Origin of the sequence: Dokdonella immobilis, from assembly GCF_900115085.1 — a bacterium.
GTDB classification, from domain to species: domain Bacteria; phylum Pseudomonadota; class Gammaproteobacteria; order Xanthomonadales; family Rhodanobacteraceae; genus Dokdonella; species Dokdonella immobilis.
Map to the genome: position 1 here is coordinate 84,196 of NZ_FOVF01000005.1, position 20,832 is coordinate 105,027.

General features: G+C 65.5%; 20 protein-coding genes and 1 tRNA gene. 12 read left to right on the forward strand and 9 right to left on the reverse strand.

Translation table 11 applies throughout. The annotated features are described in order from the left end of the window. Positions 1-33: 33 nt before the first annotated feature. On the reverse strand, positions 34-1,743 hold the full coding sequence (locus BM125_RS05560; RefSeq protein WP_092405748.1) for a M48 family metalloprotease: 1,710 nt from the start codon (positions 1,741-1,743) through the stop codon (positions 34-36). A 225-nt stretch (positions 1,744-1,968) separates the two neighbouring features. Here BM125_RS05560 and grxC point away from each other — a divergent pair, with 225 nt between their 5' ends. Next, positions 1,969-2,235 carry a glutaredoxin 3 gene (grxC, locus tag BM125_RS05565; RefSeq protein ID WP_092406021.1) on the forward strand — a complete coding sequence of 89 codons (267 nt, stop codon included), beginning with the start codon at positions 1,969-1,971 and terminating at the stop codon, positions 2,233-2,235. Between the two features lie 2 nt (positions 2,236-2,237). On the opposite strand, the gene BM125_RS05570 is transcribed toward grxC, so the two are convergent. Further along, positions 2,238-3,383 (reverse strand): hypothetical protein, encoded by a 1,146-nt coding sequence (locus BM125_RS05570; RefSeq protein WP_139224872.1) that lies wholly within the window; start codon positions 3,381-3,383, stop codon positions 2,238-2,240. Positions 3,384-3,450: 67 nt separating this feature from the next. Between BM125_RS05570 and BM125_RS05575 the strand changes: the two genes are divergently transcribed. Beyond that, a complete protein-coding gene (locus BM125_RS05575; protein ID WP_092405752.1) occupies positions 3,451-4,464 on the forward strand; it encodes an isocitrate dehydrogenase in 1,014 nt (337 codons plus the stop codon). Here the strand turns inward: BM125_RS05575 and thiD are convergent. Then, positions 4,451-5,278, reverse strand: a complete 828-nt coding sequence (gene thiD / locus BM125_RS05580) for a bifunctional hydroxymethylpyrimidine kinase/phosphomethylpyrimidine kinase (RefSeq protein WP_092405754.1) — start codon at positions 5,276-5,278, stop codon at positions 4,451-4,453. The genes BM125_RS05575 and thiD overlap by 14 nt on opposite strands. Before the next feature lie 258 nt (positions 5,279-5,536). Between thiD and BM125_RS05585 the strand changes: the two genes are divergently transcribed. After that, on the forward strand, positions 5,537-6,676 hold the full coding sequence (locus tag BM125_RS05585; RefSeq protein WP_217647809.1) for an outer membrane protein transport protein: 1,140 nt from the start codon (positions 5,537-5,539) through the stop codon (positions 6,674-6,676). A gap of 200 nt (positions 6,677-6,876) precedes the next feature. Here the strand turns inward: BM125_RS05585 and BM125_RS05590 are convergent, their stop codons facing one another. From BM125_RS05590 to BM125_RS05600, 3 genes are all read right to left on the reverse strand, one after another. Continuing rightward, positions 6,877-8,271 carry a PhoH family protein gene (locus tag BM125_RS05590; protein WP_092405758.1) on the reverse strand — a complete coding sequence of 465 codons (1,395 nt, stop codon included), beginning with the start codon at positions 8,269-8,271 and terminating at the stop codon, positions 6,877-6,879. 82 nt (positions 8,272-8,353) lie between these two features. Continuing rightward, positions 8,354-8,830, reverse strand: a complete 477-nt coding sequence (locus BM125_RS05595) for a peroxiredoxin (protein ID WP_092405760.1) — start codon at positions 8,828-8,830, stop codon at positions 8,354-8,356. 20 nt (positions 8,831-8,850) lie between these two features. After that, positions 8,851-9,447: a glycine cleavage system transcriptional repressor gene (locus BM125_RS05600; protein ID WP_425429598.1), complete on the reverse strand. Its 597-nt coding sequence runs from the start codon at positions 9,445-9,447 to the stop codon at positions 8,851-8,853. 297 nt (positions 9,448-9,744) lie between these two features. Between BM125_RS05600 and dapA the strand changes: the two genes are divergently transcribed. Together dapA and BM125_RS05610 are read left to right on the forward strand one after the other, a co-directional pair. Continuing rightward, entirely contained in the window at positions 9,745-10,647 is a 903-nt protein-coding gene (dapA, locus tag BM125_RS05605) for a 4-hydroxy-tetrahydrodipicolinate synthase (RefSeq protein WP_092406023.1), read from the forward strand. 29 nt (positions 10,648-10,676) lie between these two features. Further along, positions 10,677-11,312, forward strand: coding sequence for a hypothetical protein (locus BM125_RS05610; protein WP_092405764.1), 636 nt, complete (start codon positions 10,677-10,679; stop codon positions 11,310-11,312). A 110-nt stretch (positions 11,313-11,422) separates the two neighbouring features. On the opposite strand, the gene fdxA is transcribed toward BM125_RS05610, so the two are convergent. After that, a complete protein-coding gene (gene fdxA, locus BM125_RS05615) occupies positions 11,423-11,746 on the reverse strand; it encodes a ferredoxin FdxA (RefSeq protein ID WP_092405766.1) in 324 nt (107 codons plus the stop codon). An 81-nt stretch (positions 11,747-11,827) separates the two neighbouring features. Further along, positions 11,828-11,903 (reverse strand) — tRNA-Glu (locus BM125_RS05620). A gap of 97 nt (positions 11,904-12,000) precedes the next feature. Here BM125_RS05620 and pcnB point away from each other — a divergent pair. The 4 genes from pcnB to panC all read left to right on the forward strand — a co-directional run bounded on the left by pcnB (position 12,001) and on the right by panC (position 15,712). Further along, positions 12,001-13,392 (forward strand): polynucleotide adenylyltransferase PcnB, encoded by a 1,392-nt coding sequence (gene pcnB, locus BM125_RS05625; protein ID WP_092405768.1) that lies wholly within the window; start codon positions 12,001-12,003, stop codon positions 13,390-13,392. After that, on the forward strand, positions 13,389-13,877 hold the full coding sequence (gene folK / locus BM125_RS05630; protein WP_092405770.1) for a 2-amino-4-hydroxy-6-hydroxymethyldihydropteridine diphosphokinase: 489 nt from the start codon (positions 13,389-13,391) through the stop codon (positions 13,875-13,877). The genes pcnB and folK overlap by 4 nt, the downstream gene beginning before the upstream one ends. Before the next feature lie 151 nt (positions 13,878-14,028). Continuing rightward, a complete protein-coding gene (gene panB, locus BM125_RS05635) occupies positions 14,029-14,853 on the forward strand; it encodes a 3-methyl-2-oxobutanoate hydroxymethyltransferase (RefSeq protein ID WP_092405772.1) in 825 nt (274 codons plus the stop codon). Between the two features lie 7 nt (positions 14,854-14,860). Then, the gene (gene panC, locus BM125_RS05640) at positions 14,861-15,712 is read left to right on the forward strand and encodes a pantoate--beta-alanine ligase (protein WP_092405774.1); all 852 of its coding nucleotides are present in this window, start codon (positions 14,861-14,863) and stop codon (positions 15,710-15,712) included. A 521-nt stretch (positions 15,713-16,233) separates the two neighbouring features. Here the strand turns inward: panC and queG are convergent. After that, entirely contained in the window at positions 16,234-17,316 is a 1,083-nt protein-coding gene (gene queG / locus BM125_RS05645) for a tRNA epoxyqueuosine(34) reductase QueG (RefSeq protein WP_092405776.1), read from the reverse strand. Between the two features lie 72 nt (positions 17,317-17,388). Between queG and BM125_RS05650 the strand changes: the two genes are divergently transcribed. From BM125_RS05650 to BM125_RS05660, 3 genes are all read left to right on the forward strand, one after another. After that, positions 17,389-18,879 carry an NAD(P)H-hydrate dehydratase gene (locus tag BM125_RS05650; protein ID WP_092405778.1) on the forward strand — a complete coding sequence of 497 codons (1,491 nt, stop codon included), beginning with the start codon at positions 17,389-17,391 and terminating at the stop codon, positions 18,877-18,879. Then, the gene (gene tsaE / locus BM125_RS05655; protein ID WP_245778808.1) at positions 18,876-19,367 is read left to right on the forward strand and encodes a tRNA (adenosine(37)-N6)-threonylcarbamoyltransferase complex ATPase subunit type 1 TsaE; all 492 of its coding nucleotides are present in this window, start codon (positions 18,876-18,878) and stop codon (positions 19,365-19,367) included. Before BM125_RS05650 ends, tsaE begins: the two co-directional genes overlap by 4 nt. Positions 19,368-19,467: 100 nt before the next feature. Next, complete coding sequence (locus BM125_RS05660; protein ID WP_245778809.1) at positions 19,468-20,781, forward strand: N-acetylmuramoyl-L-alanine amidase; 1,314 nt, start codon at positions 19,468-19,470, stop codon at positions 20,779-20,781. The last annotated feature ends 51 nt before the right edge of the window (positions 20,782-20,832 follow it).

Genomic DNA, 20,832 nt, shown 5'->3' on the forward strand with positions numbered 1-20,832 from the left:
AACGGATCCCGCCATGGGTTCCTTGTGACAGGTTTATTGCAACCGAGGAATGTTACGTCGCAATGACATGCGGGGACATTCCTGGTTGGGGCAACGCAACGACGTCGACAGGCCCACGCGATTTCCGCTGTTGTCGTCGGGCTCCGATTCGCGGCGCTCGCGCTTGCGGATATCGAGCACGACTGGCGTCATCGCGGTGATCCGTGCGTCCACGCGCGCGCGCTGGTAGTAGGTCAGGTTTTCCTTGCTGGCCAATGCCTTGAGCTGGTTCAGTGCATCCTCGGCCCGGCCATTGAGGAAGGTCCATTCGGCGTAGGCTTCGGCGGCGCGGATCTTGTCCCCGCCCAGTTCGCTGGCGCGCGCGAAGCTGCGTTGCAGGTCGGGGTCATCGGGATACCGGCCGAGCAGCGGCCGCACCAGATCCTGGGCGCGCTGGGCGGATTTCGCGTCCGCGCGGGAAAGCAGCGCTTCGGTAAAGGCCAAGGCGATCGCGCGATTGCCCGGGAAGTCGGTGCTGAGCCGCTCAAAGCGCTTGAAGGCGGCGTCCTTGTTGCCGGCCTGGTCCTCGGCTTCAGCCATTCCCAACTGGAAGGTCGCGGTGTGCGGATAGTCCGCGACCAGCCCGCCGAACTCCTCGACGGCCGCCTGCGGCTGCCGGGCCCGGATCAGGGCCAGAGCGTGGCCGTAGCGATTGGCCGAGGTATTCGCCGCCGGTCCGCGCTTTCGCTCGTCCGCGTAATAGCGAAGGATGCCGTTGACCGAGTCTGCGTTGAGGGTGCGTGCCCGCTCGCGCATCAGTTCGAACTGGCTGCTTTGCAGCGGGCGTGCAGGCGAGGTGCTGGTCGACCTTGGGGATGGCGGCAGGGCAAGATTGAGCGGCATCGTTGCATCCATTGCGGGCACGACAGCCACCGTCTGGCCGAGGCCGGCCGCTGCCGCTTCCGCGATTGGATAGGTCCGCTCCAGTTGTACCGCGCGTGCCTTGGCATCGGCGATCCGGTTGACGTCGACCGGATGGGTGCGCAGGAATTCCGGCACGTCGATACCGTTCACGCGCATCACGCGCTGCATGGTGGCGAAGGTTTCGGCCATCGCCAGCGGCTCGAACCCGGCCCGGGCGAGGCTCTGGATGCCGACCCGATCCGCCTCGATCTCGTCGTAACGCGTGAAATTGATGGCCCTCTGCTGGATCAGCGAGATTCCGCTCATCAGGGCCGCCTGGCTCGCGTCATCGCTCCGGTTGGCGGTGGCGACCAGGGCCCCGAGCATGGCCAGGGCAATCGGCAGGGCGCTCTTGCGCGAATCTTCGAACGCACGCAGCAGGTGCTGCTGGGTCACGTGGGCGATTTCATGCGCGATCACCGCCGCCAGCTCATCTTCGCTGGCCATGGCGTTGATCAAGCCGACATTCACCCCGATATAGCCACCTGGCGCCGCGAATGCGTTGATGTCGTTGCTGCGTACAACGAAAAACGTGAATTCCAGATCAGGTCGGTCGCTGACCGAGACCAGCCGGTAGCCCAGCGCGCTGAGGTAGTCGTTGATCTGTGGATCATCGAGCACGTAGTTGTAAGCGCGCATCTCGTGGAGCATGGAGGCGCCGTAGGCCTTCATTTCCTCGGGGGACATGGCGCTGGCGGCGGAACTGCCGATATCGGGCAGGCGGACACCCGGCTCGCTGGCGCCGGCCAGTCCAACGCAGGCGGCGACGAGCAGCGCTGGCAGCCATTTCAGCTTGTGCATGGATTCATGGCTCCTCTCGGGTCAGAGCACGCCCTAGTGTAACGCCGGCTTCCTTAAGCCGACGTGATATGGGTGCCTCGGGCATACTCCCGGCATGCCCGTTCACGGACGATTGCGGCCCAAATGCGCAGCATGCAGGTCCCCGGGGCAATCCCGCCGGCCATTGGCGACGGGAGTTTCGTCGCTTTCCAAGCAAGTCCAGTGTTCAGGATGCGGAGTAATTGCATGGCTACTGTTGAAATGTTCACGACCGCCGTCTGCCCCTACTGCGTGGCGGCCAAGAATCTGCTCAAGCAGAAGGGATTCGACTACACCGAGATCCGGATTGACACGGATCCCCTTCGTCGTGATGAGATGTTGTCGAGAACCGGAGGCCGGCGCTCGGTTCCGCAGATCTTCGTCAATGGCATACACGTCGGCGGTTTCGAGGACTTGGTGGCTGCGGATCGCAGCGGCAAGCTTGCAGAAATAGCGGCCAGTGTCGGTGACTGACCTCAGTCCGGCAGTCTGACCAGGCGAACCGGATTGCCATCGGGATCGAGGCCAGACAGCCGATCCAGTCCGACATGATCGAAATCCGCGAGGACGCGCTCGCCGTCAGCCAGTGAGCAGAAGGCCGGGGTCGGGTGGCCGCCGATGTCTTCGAGGCGGCACTGCAGGGTCGAGCCGTCAGCGCGGTCGCTGAGACCGAAACTCTCCGCATCGGCCGTGACCAGGTCCGCGAGGTCGAGGATCCGGGCTTGGCGCGCCTCGCCGACAACCAGGACCCACTCGCCCCGCCAGGCGGCACCATTGCGTTCGGTCTCGAACGGCAGCCTGAGCAGGTTGAGGGCCTGGATGTCGAGTCCCCGGTCGGCGCCGGGCCGGGCCCTGACCAGCCAGGCCTGGGCGTGCGCCGGGCCGAGGAACTGCAGATTCAGCGACAGGCCCGGTTCGGCACGCGGACCGCCGTTCGGGGTGGCAAACGGCTCGTCGCCGCCGACCATGCGCAGCAGCGGGACATGCGCGATGTTGCCAGGCATCTGGGCGCTGCCGAAGTACCAGACCGGGGCGCCCGCCTCGTAGCTGAGCAGGGTCACTGCCAGATTCTTGCCCTGCTGCTCGATGGACAGGCCGCTGCCGGCCAGCAAGGCCTCGGGGGCGGTGCTTGATACGGACCACCAGAATCCGCTTTCCGGTCGCGACAGCGTGTCGTCCCAGCCCGACTGCAGGAGTCTGAACCCGATCGGCAGACTGCTGCCATCGGCCTGCAGCAGGTGCAGTCGGACCTGGAAGGTGCCGAGGGCAAATTGCCGCATGCCCGATTCGCGCGCCGGATTGACCTTCAGGCGCAAGGGGGTGGCGACATCGCTGCAGGAGCGGCTGGATCCGCGCAGCAGGATGTCGATGTTGGATCCTTCCAGCGAGGTGCGAACGACCTCGGGAAGGCAGGAGTTCGGCCATACGCCCTCGACCACGAGGTCCGGCGGCCACTGCGGCGCCATCGCCGAACTGCTGACCAGGCGGACATTGAGGTCTTCGTCGACCCGTTCACGCGCCGGAATCGACGAGCACCACGATGCGATCGCGAGCACCAGCGCGAGAGGCAGCCAGAATGGCCTTCCATGGGCTTCACCGGCGGCGTTGGTTGTGCGATGCACGATCATTTTCGGATAATGCGCGCCCTTTGCCGACTTCGGCAAGCCAGAAACATGGAGTGCAGCGCCGATGAGTCAGACAATTGCCGTCATTCGGGGCGACGGAATCGGCCCGGAAATCGTCGACTCGGTCCTGCGCGTGCTCGAGGCGCTGCAGGTTGGTTTCGACTACGACTTCGTCGAGGCCGGAGTCTCGGCCCAGCAGAAATCCGGCGAGCTGCTCCCGCAGGCGACTGTGGACGCGATCGCGCGCCATCGGGTGGCGCTCAAGGGTCCCCTGATGACCCCGATCGGCGGTGGATTCAGCTCGCTCAATGTCGAATTGCGCAAGCGCTTCGATCTCTATGCCAACGTGCGCCCGGCGATCACCTTTCCCGGAACCCGCTCGCGTTATGAAGACATCGACATCATCACGGTCCGTGAAAACACCGAGGGCGCCTACGGTTCCGAAGGCCAGACCCTGTCCGAGGATGGCGAGGTCGCGCAGTCGCTGATCCGCAATACGCGGCATGGCTGCGAGCGCATCGTTCGCTACGCCTTCGACCTGGCGATGCGCCAGCGGCGGCGCAAGGTCACCGCGGTGCACAAGGCCAACATCATGAAAACGACTTCGGGCCTGTTCCTGAAGGTCGCCCGCGACGTGGCCCGGGAATACCCGGACATCGCCTTCAATGAGATGATCGTCGACAACACGTGCATGCAACTGGTCATGAATCCGCAGCAGTTCGACGTGATCGTGACGACCAACCTGTTCGGCGACATCATTTCGGATCTGTGTGCCGGACTGGTCGGCGGACTGGGCCTGGCCCCGGGCGCCAACATCGGCGCCGATGCCGCGATCTTCGAGGCCGTGCATGGTTCGGCGCCGGACATCGCCGGCAAGGGCATCGCCAATCCCTGCGCGCTGCTCCTCGGGGCCGCGCAGATGCTCAGCCATCTCAATCTTGAAAGCGAGGCGACTCGCGTGCGCGATTCGATTCGTTCGACCCTGCAGGCCCGCGACCGCTTGACGCCCGACCTCGGTGGCAGCGGTACGACCACCACCTTCACCGACGCATTGATCGAGCGGGTCAGGGGCGCCTGATCTCGGGGACCTGCCGGGCACCGAGATGGTCGAGCACGACCACGCGGCCCTGGCCGGGCCGGTAGGCGAGCGCCAGGGCGCGCGCGACAAAGGCGATGGCCGCTTCGGTGGCCACTTCGAGCTCCGATCCGCAGGCCATTCCGGCGGCAATGGCCGCAGCCAGTGTGCAGCCGGTACCGTGGCCCTCGACATCGACGCGGGGATGCGTGAACCAGCGTGCTCCTGCCTTGCTGGCGAGCAGGTCGTGGACTTGCGTGCCAGGCAGATGCCCACCTTTCAGCAGCACGGCGCGAGCACCGAGGGCACGTAGCGCAGCAGCTGCCTCGAGCATGTCCGACTGGCTCCTGATGCGCCGGTTGAGCAATTCCTCCGCCTCGGGAACATTCGGTGTGAGCAGGTCGGCGCGTGCCAGCAGATGGCGGCACAGGGCGGCTGATAGTCGACCGCGTGACAGTGCAGCGCCGGTGGTGGCCACGAGCACCGGATCGACGATCAAGGCAATGTGCGGGCGCGTGGCGAGGGCGTTGCCGACCGTCCTCGCCAGATTTGCAGTGCCGAGCATGCCGGTCTTGATGGCGGCAACCGGGAAATCCTCGAGCACGGCCTTGATCTGGGCCCGCACCGCGGCGGCCGGCAGCAGTTCGATGGCCTCGACGCCCCGTGTATTCTGGGCCGTGACTGCAGTTATGGCGCTGAGTCCGTGCACGCCGAAGGCCGCGAAGGTGCGCAGGTCGGCCTGGATGCCGGCGCCTCCCCCCGAGTCGGAACCGGCGATGGTCAGGGCAATGGGCGGGGCAGTGCGCGGCAAGGACATGGTCGGTTGTGTTGGTTTCGTGCAACAAGCGCGGGTCGGCAGGGGCTCGCCGAATGGGCTGGAGATGACCTGCGCGATCCGGTGGAGAACGTGAAAATCATCGGTTTGGACATGGCTGTTGCGCGCTTGACCCGCTGTTGCTTTTCCGCCAATATCCGCTACGGATTAGAACACACCCCTTTCCCCAACCGCAGCAACAGGGCAATGCAGCGGGCAACAACAGCGACAGCAGCAGGTTTGATGGGAGCGCTCGGCGTGATGCTGACGCTCCCTATTTCCTTTTCAGCCATTGCGGCACCCCCTCCGGGCGTGTCGCCGCGCGTCGCCATTGCCCCGTCGACAGAAGCTGGTGTCCCCCAGCGCTGGCGAAATTATGCCCTTGCCAGCATCACGCCTGCGTTTACGTGGGCTCCAGCCGTAAAGACCGCGCCGCCGCAGGTCACCGATGACCCTGCCGGTGATACGGCGTCCGTCTCGACCCTTTATTCCTTTGGCGGATCATCCGCAGGCACGCTCAACCTGAGCGTGGCGCATTCGCTTGTCGATGGCCGCGCGCCGGCCCTGGCGAGCCCGAGGCTCGATGTCCGATCCGAATTGCCCGGCAGCGGACTGCGCAGAACCGTGATCGCGCCGTCCTATGTCAGTCGATGGGGCGACAGTGGCATGTTCGGCGTGACTGCCGTGCTTGCCTATCAGCGATTCGTCAGTCTCGGCATGGGTGAAAGTGCGTTGCGCGATGGCATTCCTCTTTGGCCTGTCGTGCCAGGCGAGTCGTCGTACGGTGCGGGCGTTCGCCTGGATGTCGGCGATCAGCTGACCAGCCGCCTCAGCTGGGGCGCCGCGTATCAGTCGCGGGTCAACATGGATGCGCTCAATTCGTTGCGTGGCGTCTATTCCGACCCCGGGCAATTCGACATTCCCTCCAGCGCCAGCGTTGGCGTGAGCTATGCCCTGACACCGGCCTTGAGTTTCGACATCGGCGTACAGCGCGTGATGTACAGCGAAGTGACGCCGTTCACCAGTCCCGCCCTGCCGAGACGCTTCCTGGCCCTGCTCGGGAGCGGCGCCAGTCCGGTGTTCGCCTGGCAGGACCTGAATGTGTATTCCGCCGGCTGGACATGGCGAAACGACAGCTTCGGCAATCTCGAATTGCGCTATACCACGCGCCAACAGCCGTCTCCGACATCGAGTCTGCTGCGCACGGCGCTGGAGTCGACGCCGGCAGATCGCACGATGGCCTTCGGCTACTCGCGCGACACGGGTCCCCAGTCGACCCTGAGTCTGCAGGCCGTCTATTCGAGTGCGCCGTATTTCCTCGGCCTGCCGAACTACCGCTCGGCTGACCGCGTGACCGGCAACCGGGTCGAATACGAAGCAGCCTGGGCCTGGCGCTTCTAGGCGTTGCCTTGAGGGCGGGTCGCAGGGGCGGGTCTGAGCCCCGCCTCTACGGAACCAGGAATACGATATTCCCGATCATCCCATCGCGATTCCGATCGAATCCCGAATTCCGAATCCCGAATCCCGAATCCCGAATCCCGAATCCCGAATCCCGAATCCCGAATCCCGAATCCCGAATCCCGAATCCCGAATCCCGGCCGTCAAAGCACTTCCGAGGCGATGTCCGCCAGCCTCGAGCGTTCGCCGCGGCGCAGGGTCAGATGCGCGGAGTGTTCCCAGTTCTTGAACCGATCGACGGCATAGGTCAGGCCGGAGGTCGTTTCGGTCAAGTAGGGCGTATCGATCTGTTCGACGTTGCCGAGGCAGATGATCTTCGTGCCCGGGCCGGCGCGCGTAATCAGGGTCTTCATCTGCTTGGGCGTCAGGTTCTGCGCCTCGTCGACGATCACGTAGCGATTGAGGAATGTGCGGCCACGCATGAAGTTCATGGCGCGGATCTTGATCCGTGAAGCGAGCAGGTCGTTTGTTGCGGCGCGGCCCCAGGCGCCGCCTTCCTGCGGCGAGGTCAATACTTCGAGGTTGTCGGTCAACGCGCCCATCCACGGCGTCATCTTTTCTTCCTCGGTTCCGGGCAGAAAGCCGATGTCCTCGCCGACCGACACGGTGGCCCGGGTCATGATGATTTCGCGATAGCGCTGCTGGTCCATGACCTGTGCCAGGCCGGCGGCGAGGGCGAGCAGGGTCTTGCCGGTGCCAGCGGTGCCCAGCAGGCTGACGAAATCGATCTCCGGGTCCATCAGTGCATTGAGGGCGAAGTTCTGTTCGCGATTGCGTGCCTGGATACCCCAGACCGTGTGCGAACCGCTGAAGTAGTCATCGACGATCTGCAGGATGGCCTTCTTGCCATCGAGGCTCATGACGCGCAGTTCGACCTCGTTGTCACCTGGCAGGTAGAGGAACTGGTGCGGGTGCCAATCCTCGTCGTCCGCCATGGTGACTTCGTAGTAGGTGTGTCCGCGCTCGGACCATGAGCGAAGGTCGGAGTGGCGCTCCCAGAAATCGGCGCGAAGTTCGTTGTGTCCGGCGTACAGCAGGCTGAAATCATCGAGCGCGCGATCGTTTTCGTAATCCTCGGCGGTGATTCCCGCGATTGAGGCCTTGATGCGCAGGTTGATGTCCTTGGTCACCAGCACCACCGGAGTCTCCGGGTGCGATTCGCAGAGGGAGACGATCGAGGCCAGGATCAGGTTGTCCGGGAGATTGCGCTTCTTGCCGTTTCCGTTTTCGTTGGCCTGGGTCTGGAAGCGCAGCCGGCCGATCTTCGGATTCTGGTCCAGACGCAGGCCCTGCGGCAGGCGCAGGTCGAGGCCGTCGGGAATCTTGCGGGCGGTGTCGTTCTCGATCAGCTCGTTGATGAACCGGCTGACCTGGCGGGCATTGCGCGAGACTTCCGACTGTCCCTTCTTGGCGGCGTCGAGTTCCTCCAGCACCGTCATCGGAATGAAGACGTCGTGTTCCTCGAAGCGGAACAACGATGTCGGGTCATGCATCAACACGTTGGTGTCGAGCACGTAGATGCGTTTGCCTCGGGTCATGCACGGGCCTCGATGGGAATGGGGATGCGGCCGCAGCGCGCCAGCCTGCGGGAACTTTGGATGGAACGGGGCACGAGAGCGGTCACGCGCCTGCGAGTTGCTCCAGCACGGCTTCGGCGTGACCCGGGACCTTCAGTCCGCGCCACTCGGCGCGCAAGACGCCCTCGGGATCGACCAGGAAGGTGCTACGCACGACACCGAGATGGCGCTTGCCGTAAAGCACCTTTTCGTGGATCACGTCGAATGCCTTGCACCAGGTCTCGTCGACATCCGCGAGCAGCGGGAACGGCAGCCCCTGCTTCTCGCGGAAGCGGGCGTGCGAGGCGACGGAATCGCGTGAGACGCCGATGACCTCGCAGTCGAGTTTGCGGAATTTTCCGTGCAGCCTCTTGATATCGAGGGCTTCGTTGGTGCAGCCGGGCGTGGCATCCTTCGGGTAGAAGTAGATGACTACCCATTTCCCGCGCAGCGACTTCAGTTCCAGCCTGCTGCCGTCATCCAGTGTTCCGTTCAGGGCGGGCAGTCGCTTTCCGACGCGGATCGTTGTCTTGTCGCTCATCTGGTGCTGGCTTGCTCCATTCAGAACTTCATGGGATCCATGATGGCATCGAGATTCAGACCATCGCAAAACTCGAGAAAATCGTCGCGCAATGCGGCAAGGTGCATCGTGTTCGGTATGCCGATCGTGATTTGCGCAGAAAACATGTCGGCGCCGGTCTGCATCGCCCGGTAACGGGTCGAGTGCAACTGTTCGATGTTGATATTGTGCCCGGCGAAGAACTCGGCCAGTTGGCTGAGGATGCCGGGCTTGTCCGCGGCTATCACTTCGACCACGTAGGGAAGGGCCGAATTCTGCTGCTGCTTGGCCGCGGTGCGGAAATGGGTCAGGCGCAACTCGCCATCCCGATCGAGCTTGGCCAGCGCGTTTTCGAGCTTGGCGATCGCATCCCAGGATCCCTGGGCGAGCACCTGCACGCTGAGTTCGGATCCGAGGGCCGCGACCCTGGCCTCGGCGACGTTGCAACCGCAGTCGGTCACGCGTTTGCTGACGGCGAACAGGGGCGAATGTTCGGGCGCGGCAAAGACGCTGATCAGCAGGTGATTGTCATTTGCGGCAGGGCGTGGCGAGCGCTCGCTCAAGGGCTGTTTTCCTGCCTGCTTCACGGCTGCAAGGATCGCGTGTAGAGGCGATTCGGGCGCGCGCTGCCGCGCCATTGATCGATGGAAATGACCCGCTTCGACTGCCTCACCCATTCCATCCTGCAATCCTCGTGGTCATCCTGCCGCCTCGGAGATCGAGGCCTGCGCGGGAGCTGGCGCATATCCGGGCGACCTTCGATTGCAGGATACTGGTCGTCCATGGGGGTCGCAAGGGAATGCCGCTGGGCGCTTGCGGCTGCCAGGACCGTCGATGGACTTCCTTCGGTCTTCACCCTAACATTCTGCGTTCCGCACGTGCGCGCCCAATCCATCTTGAACCTATCCGGAAGCATATGCGCCGTGGCGACGCCGTTTGGGGTCGCCGAAGACGCGCTTGACCTCGAAGCCATGGGTCGATTGATCGAGCACCAGCTGCAGGCTGGTACGCGCGGTCTCGTCATTGCTGGCTCGACCGGCGAAGGCGCGGCGCTCGAGGGCGAGGAATTTTCCGAACTGGTCGGGTTCGCGGTGCGCAAGGTTGCCGGTCGCGTGCCGGTGCTGGCCGGTACCGGGATGCAATCGACGCGAAAGACCATCGCCCAGACCCGTCTCGCCGCTGCTGCTGGCGCCGACGCGGCCCTGGTCGTAACGCCGGCCTATGTTCGACCGACCCAGGATGGCCTCTATCGCCACTATGTCGAAGTGGCCGAGAAGGGTGGCCTGCCGGTGATGCTCTACAATGTGCCGTCGCGCTCCGCTTGCGACCTGTTGCCGGTTACGGTGGCTCGCCTGTGCACCCATCCGGGCGTCATCGGCATCAAGGAAGCGCGTCCCGAGGCCGAGCGCATGAACGATCTGCTGGCCCTGAAGTCCGCGGATTTCTGTATTTTTTCGGGCGACGACCCGACCTGCGCACGCGCCATTGCCGCTGGCGCGGACGGCGTCATCTCGGTGGCTGCCAATGTCGCGCCGGCGGCCATGCAGGGCTTGTGCCTCGCTGCTGCCGACGGGCGGGGCGAGGACGCAGCGAATGCCGATCGCGCCTTGCAGGGCTTGTACGACCTGCTCGGCGTGGAGCCGAATCCGATTCCGGTCAAGTGGTGTCTCGAGCAACTGGGATTCTGCGCCAATCACCTGCGACTTCCGCTGGTCCCGCTGAGCGCGGCGTATCATGCGCAAGGCAAACGCGTGCTTTTCGAGCTCGGCTTGATCCAATCGGCGCAGGCGCATGCCTGATCCGATTCCATGACTACGGAACCAAGAAAGTGAACAGAACGATTTCCATAGCTTTCGGCGCCATTGCCGCGCTGACCCTGCTGGGCGGCTGCAGTTACATCCGCTCCAAGTTCGGCGCCGGCAAGGACGATGTCTACCGGAACAGCACGCAAGCCCGGCCGCTCGAAGTGCCACCGGACCTCGATGCGCCGAACCGGAGCGGTACCCTGGTCATTCCCGAACCGAGTGCGGCGAACGTCGCCGGGCCTGTCGATGCCAGCGCGCCTGATGCGGTCATCACGCCCAACGCGGCACCGCCGCTGGCGGCCGCCGCCACTGCCGGCGGCGACGGGCTGCAGGTCGCGGATACGCTTGCAAACACCTGGCGACGGGTCGGCCTGGCCCTCGAGCGGTCGGGGGTGGCCACGGTCCAGTCCAGCGACGAAGCCACGCGCAGCTACGACATTCGCACCACGGGCGTGACCACGCAGTCTCCGGGCTGGTTCAAGCGCGCCGTGACGCTCGGCATGGCGCGCGACAAGAAGGTCTCGACGCCGGTCAACCTGCGCGTGCGCGTCGGCGGCACCGATGGTGCGAGTTCGGTCATCATCGAAGGTGCGTCGACCGCTTCGGATATCAACGCCGCGCGGCAGGTGCTGGACACCTTGCGCCAGCGCATGAACTGAATCAGCGGGGTGATCGATCGTGCCCTGCTTGCAGTCACGCCCTTGCAGTCACGCCGCCCGCTGCCGGGCCAATCTGTCCGGCCACGGCCTGGCGCCGTGGGTAGCGGGGATCAGCGTTCCAGAAGCTTGAGCTTGTCCGGCTTGCCTTCCCATTCCTTGGCATCTTCCGGTGCATCCTTGCGCTCGGTCAGCACCGGCCAGAGCTGCGAGAGATCGGCGTTGAGCTGGATGAAGGCTTCCTGTCCGGCGGGCACGTCATCCTCGGGATAGATCGCGGAGATCGGACACTCCGGTTCGCAAAGGGTGCAGTCGATGCACTCTTCCGGATCGATGACGAGGAAGTTCGGCCCTTCGTGAAAGCAGTCGACCGGGCAGACCTCGACGCAGTCGGTGTATTTGCACTTGATGCAGTTTTCGGTGACGACGAAGGGCATGGGTCGGGCCGTTTTTCTGGAATGCGCGGCCCGTTGCCGGGGCCGCCGGACTCCCGTATTTCGGGGCGTTCGCGCCCGGTTTGGCGCTCCCTACGAGGTTCGAACTCGTGTTCCCGCCTTGAGAGGGCGGTGTCCTGGACCACTAGACGAAGGGAGCGGTGTTTGGGACAAACCGCACGGGGCGCGTAGTATAACGAATTCCTAACTGGCTACAATTGCCGAGCGATGCCTTTGAACCCTATTGTGATCACTGAATGAACCGGACCGCATCGTCTGCACTGGAAGCCGATTCCGACCCCTCGAAACTCGTTCCGCGCATCATTCCCCGCGCCGAACATGGTATTTCGCGCAAGAACATTTCCAATGGCGCGCTGCGCGTCCTGTACCGGTTGCACGAAGCCGGATACAAGGCGTTCCTCGTCGGCGGAGCGGTGCGCGACCTGCTCCTCGGCGGCCACCCGAAGGACTTCGACATCGCCACCGATGCGACGCCGGAACAGACCCGGGCGCTGTTTCGCAACTGCCGGCTGATCGGCCGTCGTTTTCGCCTCGCCCATGTCGTATTCGGCCGTGAAATCGTCGAGGTGGCGACCTTCCGCGGCATCGGGGAAGTCGGCGACAGCGACCGCCACGTGGTCGACGGACGTATCGTTCGCGATAACGTCTACGGCAGCATCGAGGAGGATGCGATTCGCCGCGATTTCACGATCAACGCGCTCTACTACGACATCGCCGACTTCAGCGTGCGCGACTACGTCGGCGGTATCGCCGATCTGCAGCAGCGCACGATGCGCCTGATCGGTGACCCGGAACAGCGTTATCGCGAAGATCCGGTGCGCATGCTCAGGGCGGCGCGTCTCGCGGCCAAGCTCGATTTCACGCTTGCCGCGGAAACCGAGGCGCCGATCGCCGAACTGGCGCCGCTGCTGGCCGACGTCGCGCCGGCGCGGCTGTTCGACGAGTCGCTCAAGCTGTTTCTCTCCGGGCACGGCCTCGAGAGCCTGCGCCGCCTGCACAACCTCGGCCTGCTCGGGCAGATCTTTCCGGCCACGGCGGGCGCACTGGCCGGTCCCGAAAGCGCGCGCTTCGGACGCCTGCTCGGCTACACCTTCACCAGTACCGACGAACGCATCCGCAGCGACAAGCCGGTGACTCCGGCCTTCCTGTTCGCGGCGATGCTATGGGAGCCCGTGCGCAGCCTGGCCGATCGCCTGATTGCCGATGGCACCGATGCATCAGTGGCCTGGACCGCAGCGGTCGACCGGGTCATGCACCAGCAGGCGGCACGGATCGCGATTCCGAAGCGGTTCGCGATCGCCATGGAGGAGATCTGGTCGTTGCAGCCACGCTTCGAGCAGCGCCAGAAGAAGCGCGTGATGCGCCTGCTCGCGCATCCGAAGTTCCGCGCCGCCTACGATTTCCTCGTGATCCGTTCCCACGATGAGCCCGAGCTCAAGGCGCAGGTCGAGTGGTGGACCGAAGCCCAGGCGCTGGATTCGCAGCACCTGACCGAACGGCTCGCGACGGCCCCGGTCGCGCACGCCGATTCCGAGCCCGGAACGAAGCGCAAGCGGCCGCGCCGGCGCCGGCGCAAGCGTGGAGGAGCGGATTCATCGGACGCTTCCGCGGAGTCCGCATCGGAGTGAGTGCGGTCATCGCCTACATCGGGCTTGGCAGCAACCAGGAAGACCCCGCGCGGCAATTGCAATCCGCATTCCATGGCCTTTCGGCCTTGCGCGACACGCGACTGCTGCGACGCTCTGGCGTCTATCGGACCCCACCCTGGGGCCTGGCCGAGCAGCCCGATTTTCTCAATGCCGTCGCCGAACTCGAAACGCGGCTGTCGGCGCGCGAACTGCTCGGCGGCTTGCTCGATATCGAAAGTCGGGCAGGGCGGAGGCGCGCCGGACCGCGCTGGGGACCGCGTTCGATCGATCTCGACCTGCTGCTCTACGGAGACCGCCGCATCGACGAGGACGGCTTGGTCATACCGCATCCGCGCATGGCCGAACGCGCCTTCGTGCTGCTGCCCCTGGCCGAGTTGGCCCCGGCGCTGGATATTCCGGGGATTGGCACGCCGGCCCGGCTGCTCGAGCGGATCGATGCGACGGGCTGCACGCGGCTCGATTGACTGGCCGGCGTGGCAAACCGCACTTCGTCGACGCGCTCGGGCCCAATGCAGGCCAGCGATGCTGATCGGTCCGCCCGAGCCGGGTTAGGATAGCGCCTGGACCTCGACCACCCGCCGGGCCTTGCGCGCCGGCCCAGACATTCCCGATCCGATGTATTCGAATTCGACCAGCGCCCCCGATCGCGCGCCGATCACCGTTCCCGCCTTGCAGCAGCGCAAGCCCGGCGGCGACAAGATCGTCGCCCTGACCTGTTACGACGCGAGTTTCGCCGCGCATCTCGATGCGGCCGGTGTCGACGTCGTCCTGGTCGGCGATTCGCTCGGCATGGTGATCCAGGGGCTGGCCAGCACCTTGCCGGTGTCCGTCGACGACATGGTCTATCACACCGCCGCCGTGGCCCGCGGCATGCGCGCGCCCCTGCTGGTCGCCGACATGCCATTCATGAGTTACCGCGATGTGGCGACCGCCATGGCCTCGGCCACGCGCCTGATTGCCGAGGGTGGCGCTTCGATGGTCAAGCTCGAAGGCGGCGCATGGACGCTCGAAGTCATCGAGGCCCTCGTGGTCCGCGACATTCCGGTTTGCGCGCATCTGGGCCTGACCCCGCAGTCGGTGCACAGGCTCGGCGGCTACAAGGTCCAGGGCAAGCTGCCGGCGGACGCTGCGCGACTGCTTGCCGACGCCCACGCCGTGGCCGGCGCCGGCGCGCAGATGCTGGTCCTCGAGTGCGTGCCGACGGCCCTGGCCGAACAGATCACGCGCGAGATCGCGATCCCGACCATCGGTATCGGTGCAGGTCCGGGGTGCGACGGCCAGGTTCTCGTGCTCTATGACCTGCTCGGCATCACGCCGGGTCGACGACCCCGCTTCAGCAAGGATTTCCTGCGCGGCCACGATTCGATCGATGCGGCGCTGGTCGCCTATGTTCAGGCCGTGCGCCAGTCGACCTTCCCCGGGCCCGAACATTCCTACTGAGGCGCCCATGCAACTCTTCCGCAAACCGGACGACCTTCGCGCCTGGATAGCCGGGCAGCGCCAGAGCAACCAGCGCATCGGCTTCGTGCCGACCATGGGCAACCTGCACGCCGGGCACCATTCGCTGATCGACCTCGCGCGGAAACGCTGCGATGTCGTCGTCGCAAGCGTGTTCGTGAATCCGACCCAATTCGGCGTCGGTGAGGACTTCGCGCGCTATCCGCGCACACCGGAGGCGGATGCGGCCGGTCTCCAAGCGCACGGCTGCGATGCGCTGTTCCTGCCCGATGTCGATGCGATCTATCCGTTCGGTGCCGAGCAGGGCGTCCGGGTCCGCGTGGCGCAGCTGGGAGACATCCTCGAGGGGGCCAGTCGACCGGGCCATTTTGATGGCGTGGCGACCGTGGTGGCCAAGCTGTTCAACCTTGTCCAGCCGGATCTTGCGGTGTTCGGCAGCAAGGATTTCCAGCAACTGCTGGTCGTGCGCAGGATGACGGCCGACCTCGCGTTCCCGATCGAGATCCTCGGCGCGCCGATCGTTCGCGAGCCCAATGGCCTGGCCATGAGTTCGCGCAACCAGTTCCTCGACGCGCGACAACGCGAGCAGGCCTCGGTCATCCACCAGACCCTGCTGTGGATGCGCGATCGTTGGCGGGGCGATGGACAAACGCGGGCGGAGACCGAAGGCGCGGCCCGCGACCGGCTCGCCGAGTCCGGCCTGCAGCCGGACTATGCCGTGGTTCGGCGCAGCGAGGATCTCGGCGCCCCTGCGCCGGGACAGGTCTCGGGCCTGGTGGCGCTGATCGCTGCGCGTCTCGGCAGCGTGCGCCTGATCGACAACCTGCAGTTCGACGACTGAGCAGCCGCGAAGTCCGGGGCTGCGATCCGGGTTACGCCGCCCCAGTCTGCGCGGGTGGGCAGGTCCAAGCCACTCCGGCAAGTGGTTTTCGTCCCGAGGCGACTTCTTGTGTGACCTGTATGGCACTTCGCAACGAGTTGTGGTACCGTTACAACCGTCCTCGGGGTTTTCGCAACGCGTTCAGTTGCAACCTCGTGGCCACCAGGGCGCATTGCAGGTAGTCGTCACTCCAATTGAACCCTCGCGCGGACAACGCTGCGAGGGTTTTTTTTGCCCTCTGATCGCAGTCGATCTCGCACGATTTCCCGGAAAGACATTCATTAACAAAAGGTTATGAGTCGTGCTCGCTGAGCCTGCTCACCTGCCGCGAGGGCCGGTGCGGGCCGGTCGCCGGTCGCATCCGCGCAGCGGGATGTCGGCCCGGCTTGCTTTTCTGCTGTTGTGTTTGTGCAACAAAGCCCGGTGTTGCCCGAGCGGAGCGCCAAATCGGCTTCGGTGTCAGTACCGAAGTCGCCTTGCCGTCAGCCAGGCCGGGACGCCGCAGCACGCTTGTCCGCCTGTTCGGCCAAGGCCCAGGCCACGTGTTCACGAACGATCTCCGCGGGATGCTGCTGTCGTCGCTCGAGGGCGTTCACGGTCGCTGCCGAGTAGGGCGCGTTGCCGAGCGCCACGGCGATATTTCGCAGCCAGCCGACATGACCGGTGCGCCGGATCGGCGAGCCCTCGGTGCGCTGGAGGAACTCCGCTTCGTCCCATTCGAACAAGCCGATCAGGGCGGCATCGTCGAGGCCGTGCCGGGGCCTGAAATCGGCCTCGGGACTCGGCGTGGCGAACTTGTTCCATGGGCAGACCAACTGGCAGTCGTCGCAACCGAACACGCGGTTGCCCATGGCCCTTCGCAGTTCGAGCGGAATCGGCCCGCGCAATTCGATGGTCAGGTAGGCAATGCAGCGCCTCGCATCGACCTCGTAGGGAGCGACGATGGCCTGGGTCGGGCAGATGTCGAGGCAGCGCCGGCAGGTCCCGCAATGGGCGCTGGCCGGTGTATCAAGCGGCAACGGCAGGTCGGTGTAGAGCTCGCCGAGAAAGAACCACGAGCCGGCATCACGGTTGATCAGGCAACTGTGCTTGCCGATCCAGCCGAGGCCCGCATCGCGGGCAAGCGCCCGTTCCAGCACTGGCGCCGAGTCGACGAAGGCGCGGTAACCGAACGGTCCGACGCGCTCGCCGATGCGGTTGGCAAGCTTCTGCAGGCGCGTGCGCATGAGCTTGTGATAGTCGCGGCCGAGCGCGTAGCGGGCCACGTAGGCGCGCTGCGGGTCCGCGAGGACGTCGAAACCGGGCCTGGCCTGGCTGGGAAGATAATCCATGCGCACGGAAATCACGCGCAGCGTGCCGGGTACGAGTTCTTGCGGACGGCTGCGCTTGCTGCCATGACTCGCCATGTAGTCCATCTCGCCGTGCCGCCCCTGCCGCAGCCAGTTCAGCAAATGCGTTTCATCCTCACCGAGTTCGACCCCGGCGACTCCAAGCTGCTGGAAGCCGAGGGCGGCGGCCCACTCGTGCAGCTCGGGCAGAAGATTGTAGAAGTCGACGGCGGACATGGGCCGGGATGCACCTGCCAAGGGCGTTGAACGGGCCGACAAGCATAGAGCCTCCCCCGATATAATCGGAACATGCCCACGTCCTCGCGCAGCACGAATCTGTATACGGTCGAACAGGTGCGGCGCATCGACCAAGCCGCCATCCGCGAAGGCGGCCTGCCGGGAACCGAGCTCATGCAACGCGCCGCGACCGCGGCGTTTGCTGCACTGCGCCGGATCTGGCCGCAGGCGCGCACTCTGACGGTGATCGCCGGCAGCGGCAACAATGGCGGTGATGCCTTCCTGCTTGCGCGACTGGCGCGCGAAGCGCAGTGGCAGGTGCAGCTGGTCGCGCTCGGCGAGCGATCGGGTGGTGATGCCGCGGCGGCGCGTGACGCCTGGATCCGTGAGGGTGGTCGCATCACGGTCGCCGACATGCAGACCCGGCTGCCCGACGCCGACGTGCTCGTCGATGGACTGTTCGGTACCGGCATCGCGCGCGCGCCCGAGGGCGTCGCGGCGCACCTGATCGAGGCCATGAACGCGTTCCGCGGTGGACGCCTCGCGCTCGACGTGCCGTCCGGTCTCGACGCGGACAACGGAACCGCGCCGGGGCCGGTGCTGCGCGCCGATGCCACGGTGAGTTTCGTCGGCTGGAAGCGCGGCTTGTTCACGGCGGATGGCGTTGATTGCTGCGGACAGCTCGAACTCGATTTGCTCGGCATCCCGGATCCGGTCTGCGCCGGCATCGGGCCCGATTGCGAACTGCTCGAAGCGGGATTCGCAAACGTACTTCCTCCACGAATACGCAATGTCAACAAAGGGCGTTTCGGCCACGTCCTGATCATCGGTGGCGATATCGGCATGCCGGGCTCGGTCCGCCTTGCCGGTGAGGCTGCGCTGCGTGTCGGCGCCGGCCTGGTCAGCATCGCCACGCGGGCGCAACACATCGGCGCAGTCGTCGGCGATCGCCCCGAGCTGATGGCGATGGCGGCCGACGGGCCGCAATCGACCGAGGCCATGCTCGCTCGTGCCAGCGTGCTCGCCGTCGGACCGGGCCTCGGCCAGGGAGCCTGGGGTCACGCGCTCTGGGACAAGGCCTTGCGCGCCGGTTTGCCGCTCGTGCTCGATGCCGATGGGCTCAATCTGCTGGCCCGGCAACCGCTGCCGCTTCCCGCCACGACGGTGCTGACGCCGCATCCGGGCGAAGCCGCCCGCCTGCTCGGTTGCGACACGGCGGCGATCCAGGCCGATCGCTTCGCCGCCGCCCGTGCGCTCGCTTCGCGCTACGCCTGCGTGGTCGTGCTGAAGGGGGCCGGCAGCCTGGTTGCCGCTGCCGATGGGCGAATCGCCTTGTGCCCGTTCGGCAATCCGGGCATGGCCAGTGCCGGCATGGGGGACGTGTTGACCGGCGTTGTCGCCGGCTTGCTCGCGCAGGGGCTCGGGGCCTGGGATGCGGCCTGTCTCGGCACCCTGGTGCACGCCCGCGCGGGCGATCGGGCGGCCGGCCCGAGACCGCGCGGAATGATCGCCAGCGACCTGTTCGAGGCCTTGCGTGATGTCGTCAATGGCAGTCCCTCGTGAGCGCGGTTTTCGAAGCGAACGGGATCGACGAGCGGGAATTGACCGGCATGGCTCGCCGCATCGCTGCGCCGCTGGCCGGTGGCGGCGTGGTCTACCTGCGTGGTGATCTGGGCGCCGGCAAGACCACCTTGGCGCGCGCGCTGCTGCAGGCGCTCGACGTCGGTGAGCGGGTCAAGAGCCCGACGTACAGCCTGATCGAGTCGTATCGAAGCGGCGATCTGCGCGTGCACCATCTGGATCTCTACCGGATCGCCGGGGCCGATGAACTGGAGTGGCTCGGCCTGGCGGATCTGGTCTATGGCCCGAGCCTGGTCGTCGTCGAATGGCCTGATCGTGGTTTGTCCGGATTGCCGCCTGCCGACCTCGAAATCGAACTGCGACATGCCGGCGAGAAGCGCGACTTGCGGGTCGCCGCACACGGCAGCATCGGACAGCGGGCCCTTCGCGCATTGCAAACCGACCCGGCCGGCGACGGCGGCATTTCTTGATCGATCGCTTAGGAATGTCACGCATATTGCGGATTTGAAAAGGAAAAGACTTGAACTTCATGGCGGTTTTGCGCTTGAATGCGCTTCCATGGAGAGGCCCTTGCCCAATCTGACCCGGTTTGCCCTCGTGCTGGCATGGGCCATTGCCCTCGTTTCGCCGGTGCGGGCCGCTGAAATCAAGGCCCTGCGCATCTGGGCCGGCGCCGAATACACGCGCGCCGTGTTCGATGTTTCGGGGCCGCTCGACTACCGCCTGTTCGACCTGGCCGATCCGGAACGTCTGGTTCTCGATATCAAGTCGAGCACCTTTTCCGGCGACTACAGCGCCGCCGAGGCCAATGGCCTGCTCAAGGCGGTACGCAGCGGCCGCCAGGGCAAGGAGGACCTGCGCGTGGTCTTCGACCTCGGCGAAGGCGTACGTCCAAAGAGCTTCCTGTTGCCGCCCGCCGAAAAATTCGGCTATCGGCTCGTCCTCGATCTGTATCCGAAGACGCGCGCCGAACCGGTCAAGACCGTGGCCAAGCTGCTTCCGCCCGGAACGTCGCGCAATGTCATCGTCACCGTCGACGCCGGCCACGGCGGCGAGGATCCCGGTTCGATCGGCGCCACCGGCTCCCACGAGAAGGTGATCACGCTGGCCGTCGCACGCGAACTCAAGCGCGTGATCGACAAGGAGCCGGGCATGAGCGCGATTCTGACCCGGGACAGCGACTTCTTCATCCCGCTCGAGCAGCGCTACCAGAAAGCGCGTGACGCCAAGGCCGACCTGTTCGTCTCGATCCATGCCGATGCGTTCACCAAGAGCGAGGCGCGCGGTAGTTCGGTCTGGGTGCTGTCGCCGCGCGGCGCGACCAGTGAAGCGGCACGCTGGCTGGCCGACAGCGAGAATCGCGCGGATCTGGTCGGCGGCGTTTCCCTCGACACGCGCGACGATACCCTGGCCGCCGTGCTGCTCGACCTCTCGCAGGGGGCGACCATGCAGGCGAGCAATGCCGTCGCTTCCCAGGTCCACGCGGCTATGCGCCGGGTCGGTCCGACCCACAAGAATCATGTCGAGCGCGCCAACTTCATCGTCCTGCGTTCGCCCGACGTGCCGTCGATCCTGGTCGAGACCGCCTTCATCTCGAATCCGGCCGAGGAGCGACGCCTGAACAGCGCATCCGAGCGGACCAAGCTCGCCGAAGCGATCCTCGACGGCATCCGCAACTATTTCCGCTCGACCCCGCCGCCGGGCACCTGGTTCGCGCTCGAAAGCAATCGGGCCAGGGCCAGTCGGCACGTGGTCACGCGCGGGGAGTCGCTCAGCGCGATTGCGGCGCGCCACGGTACCTCGGTGGCGGCCTTGCGCAGTGCCAACAAGCTGATCCAGGACAGCGTCAACGTCGGCGACGTGCTCGAGATTCCGCAGGGCTGATCCAATTCAACCCGCGTGCGGACGCGGCGAAGCGATCCGCTATCATGCGCG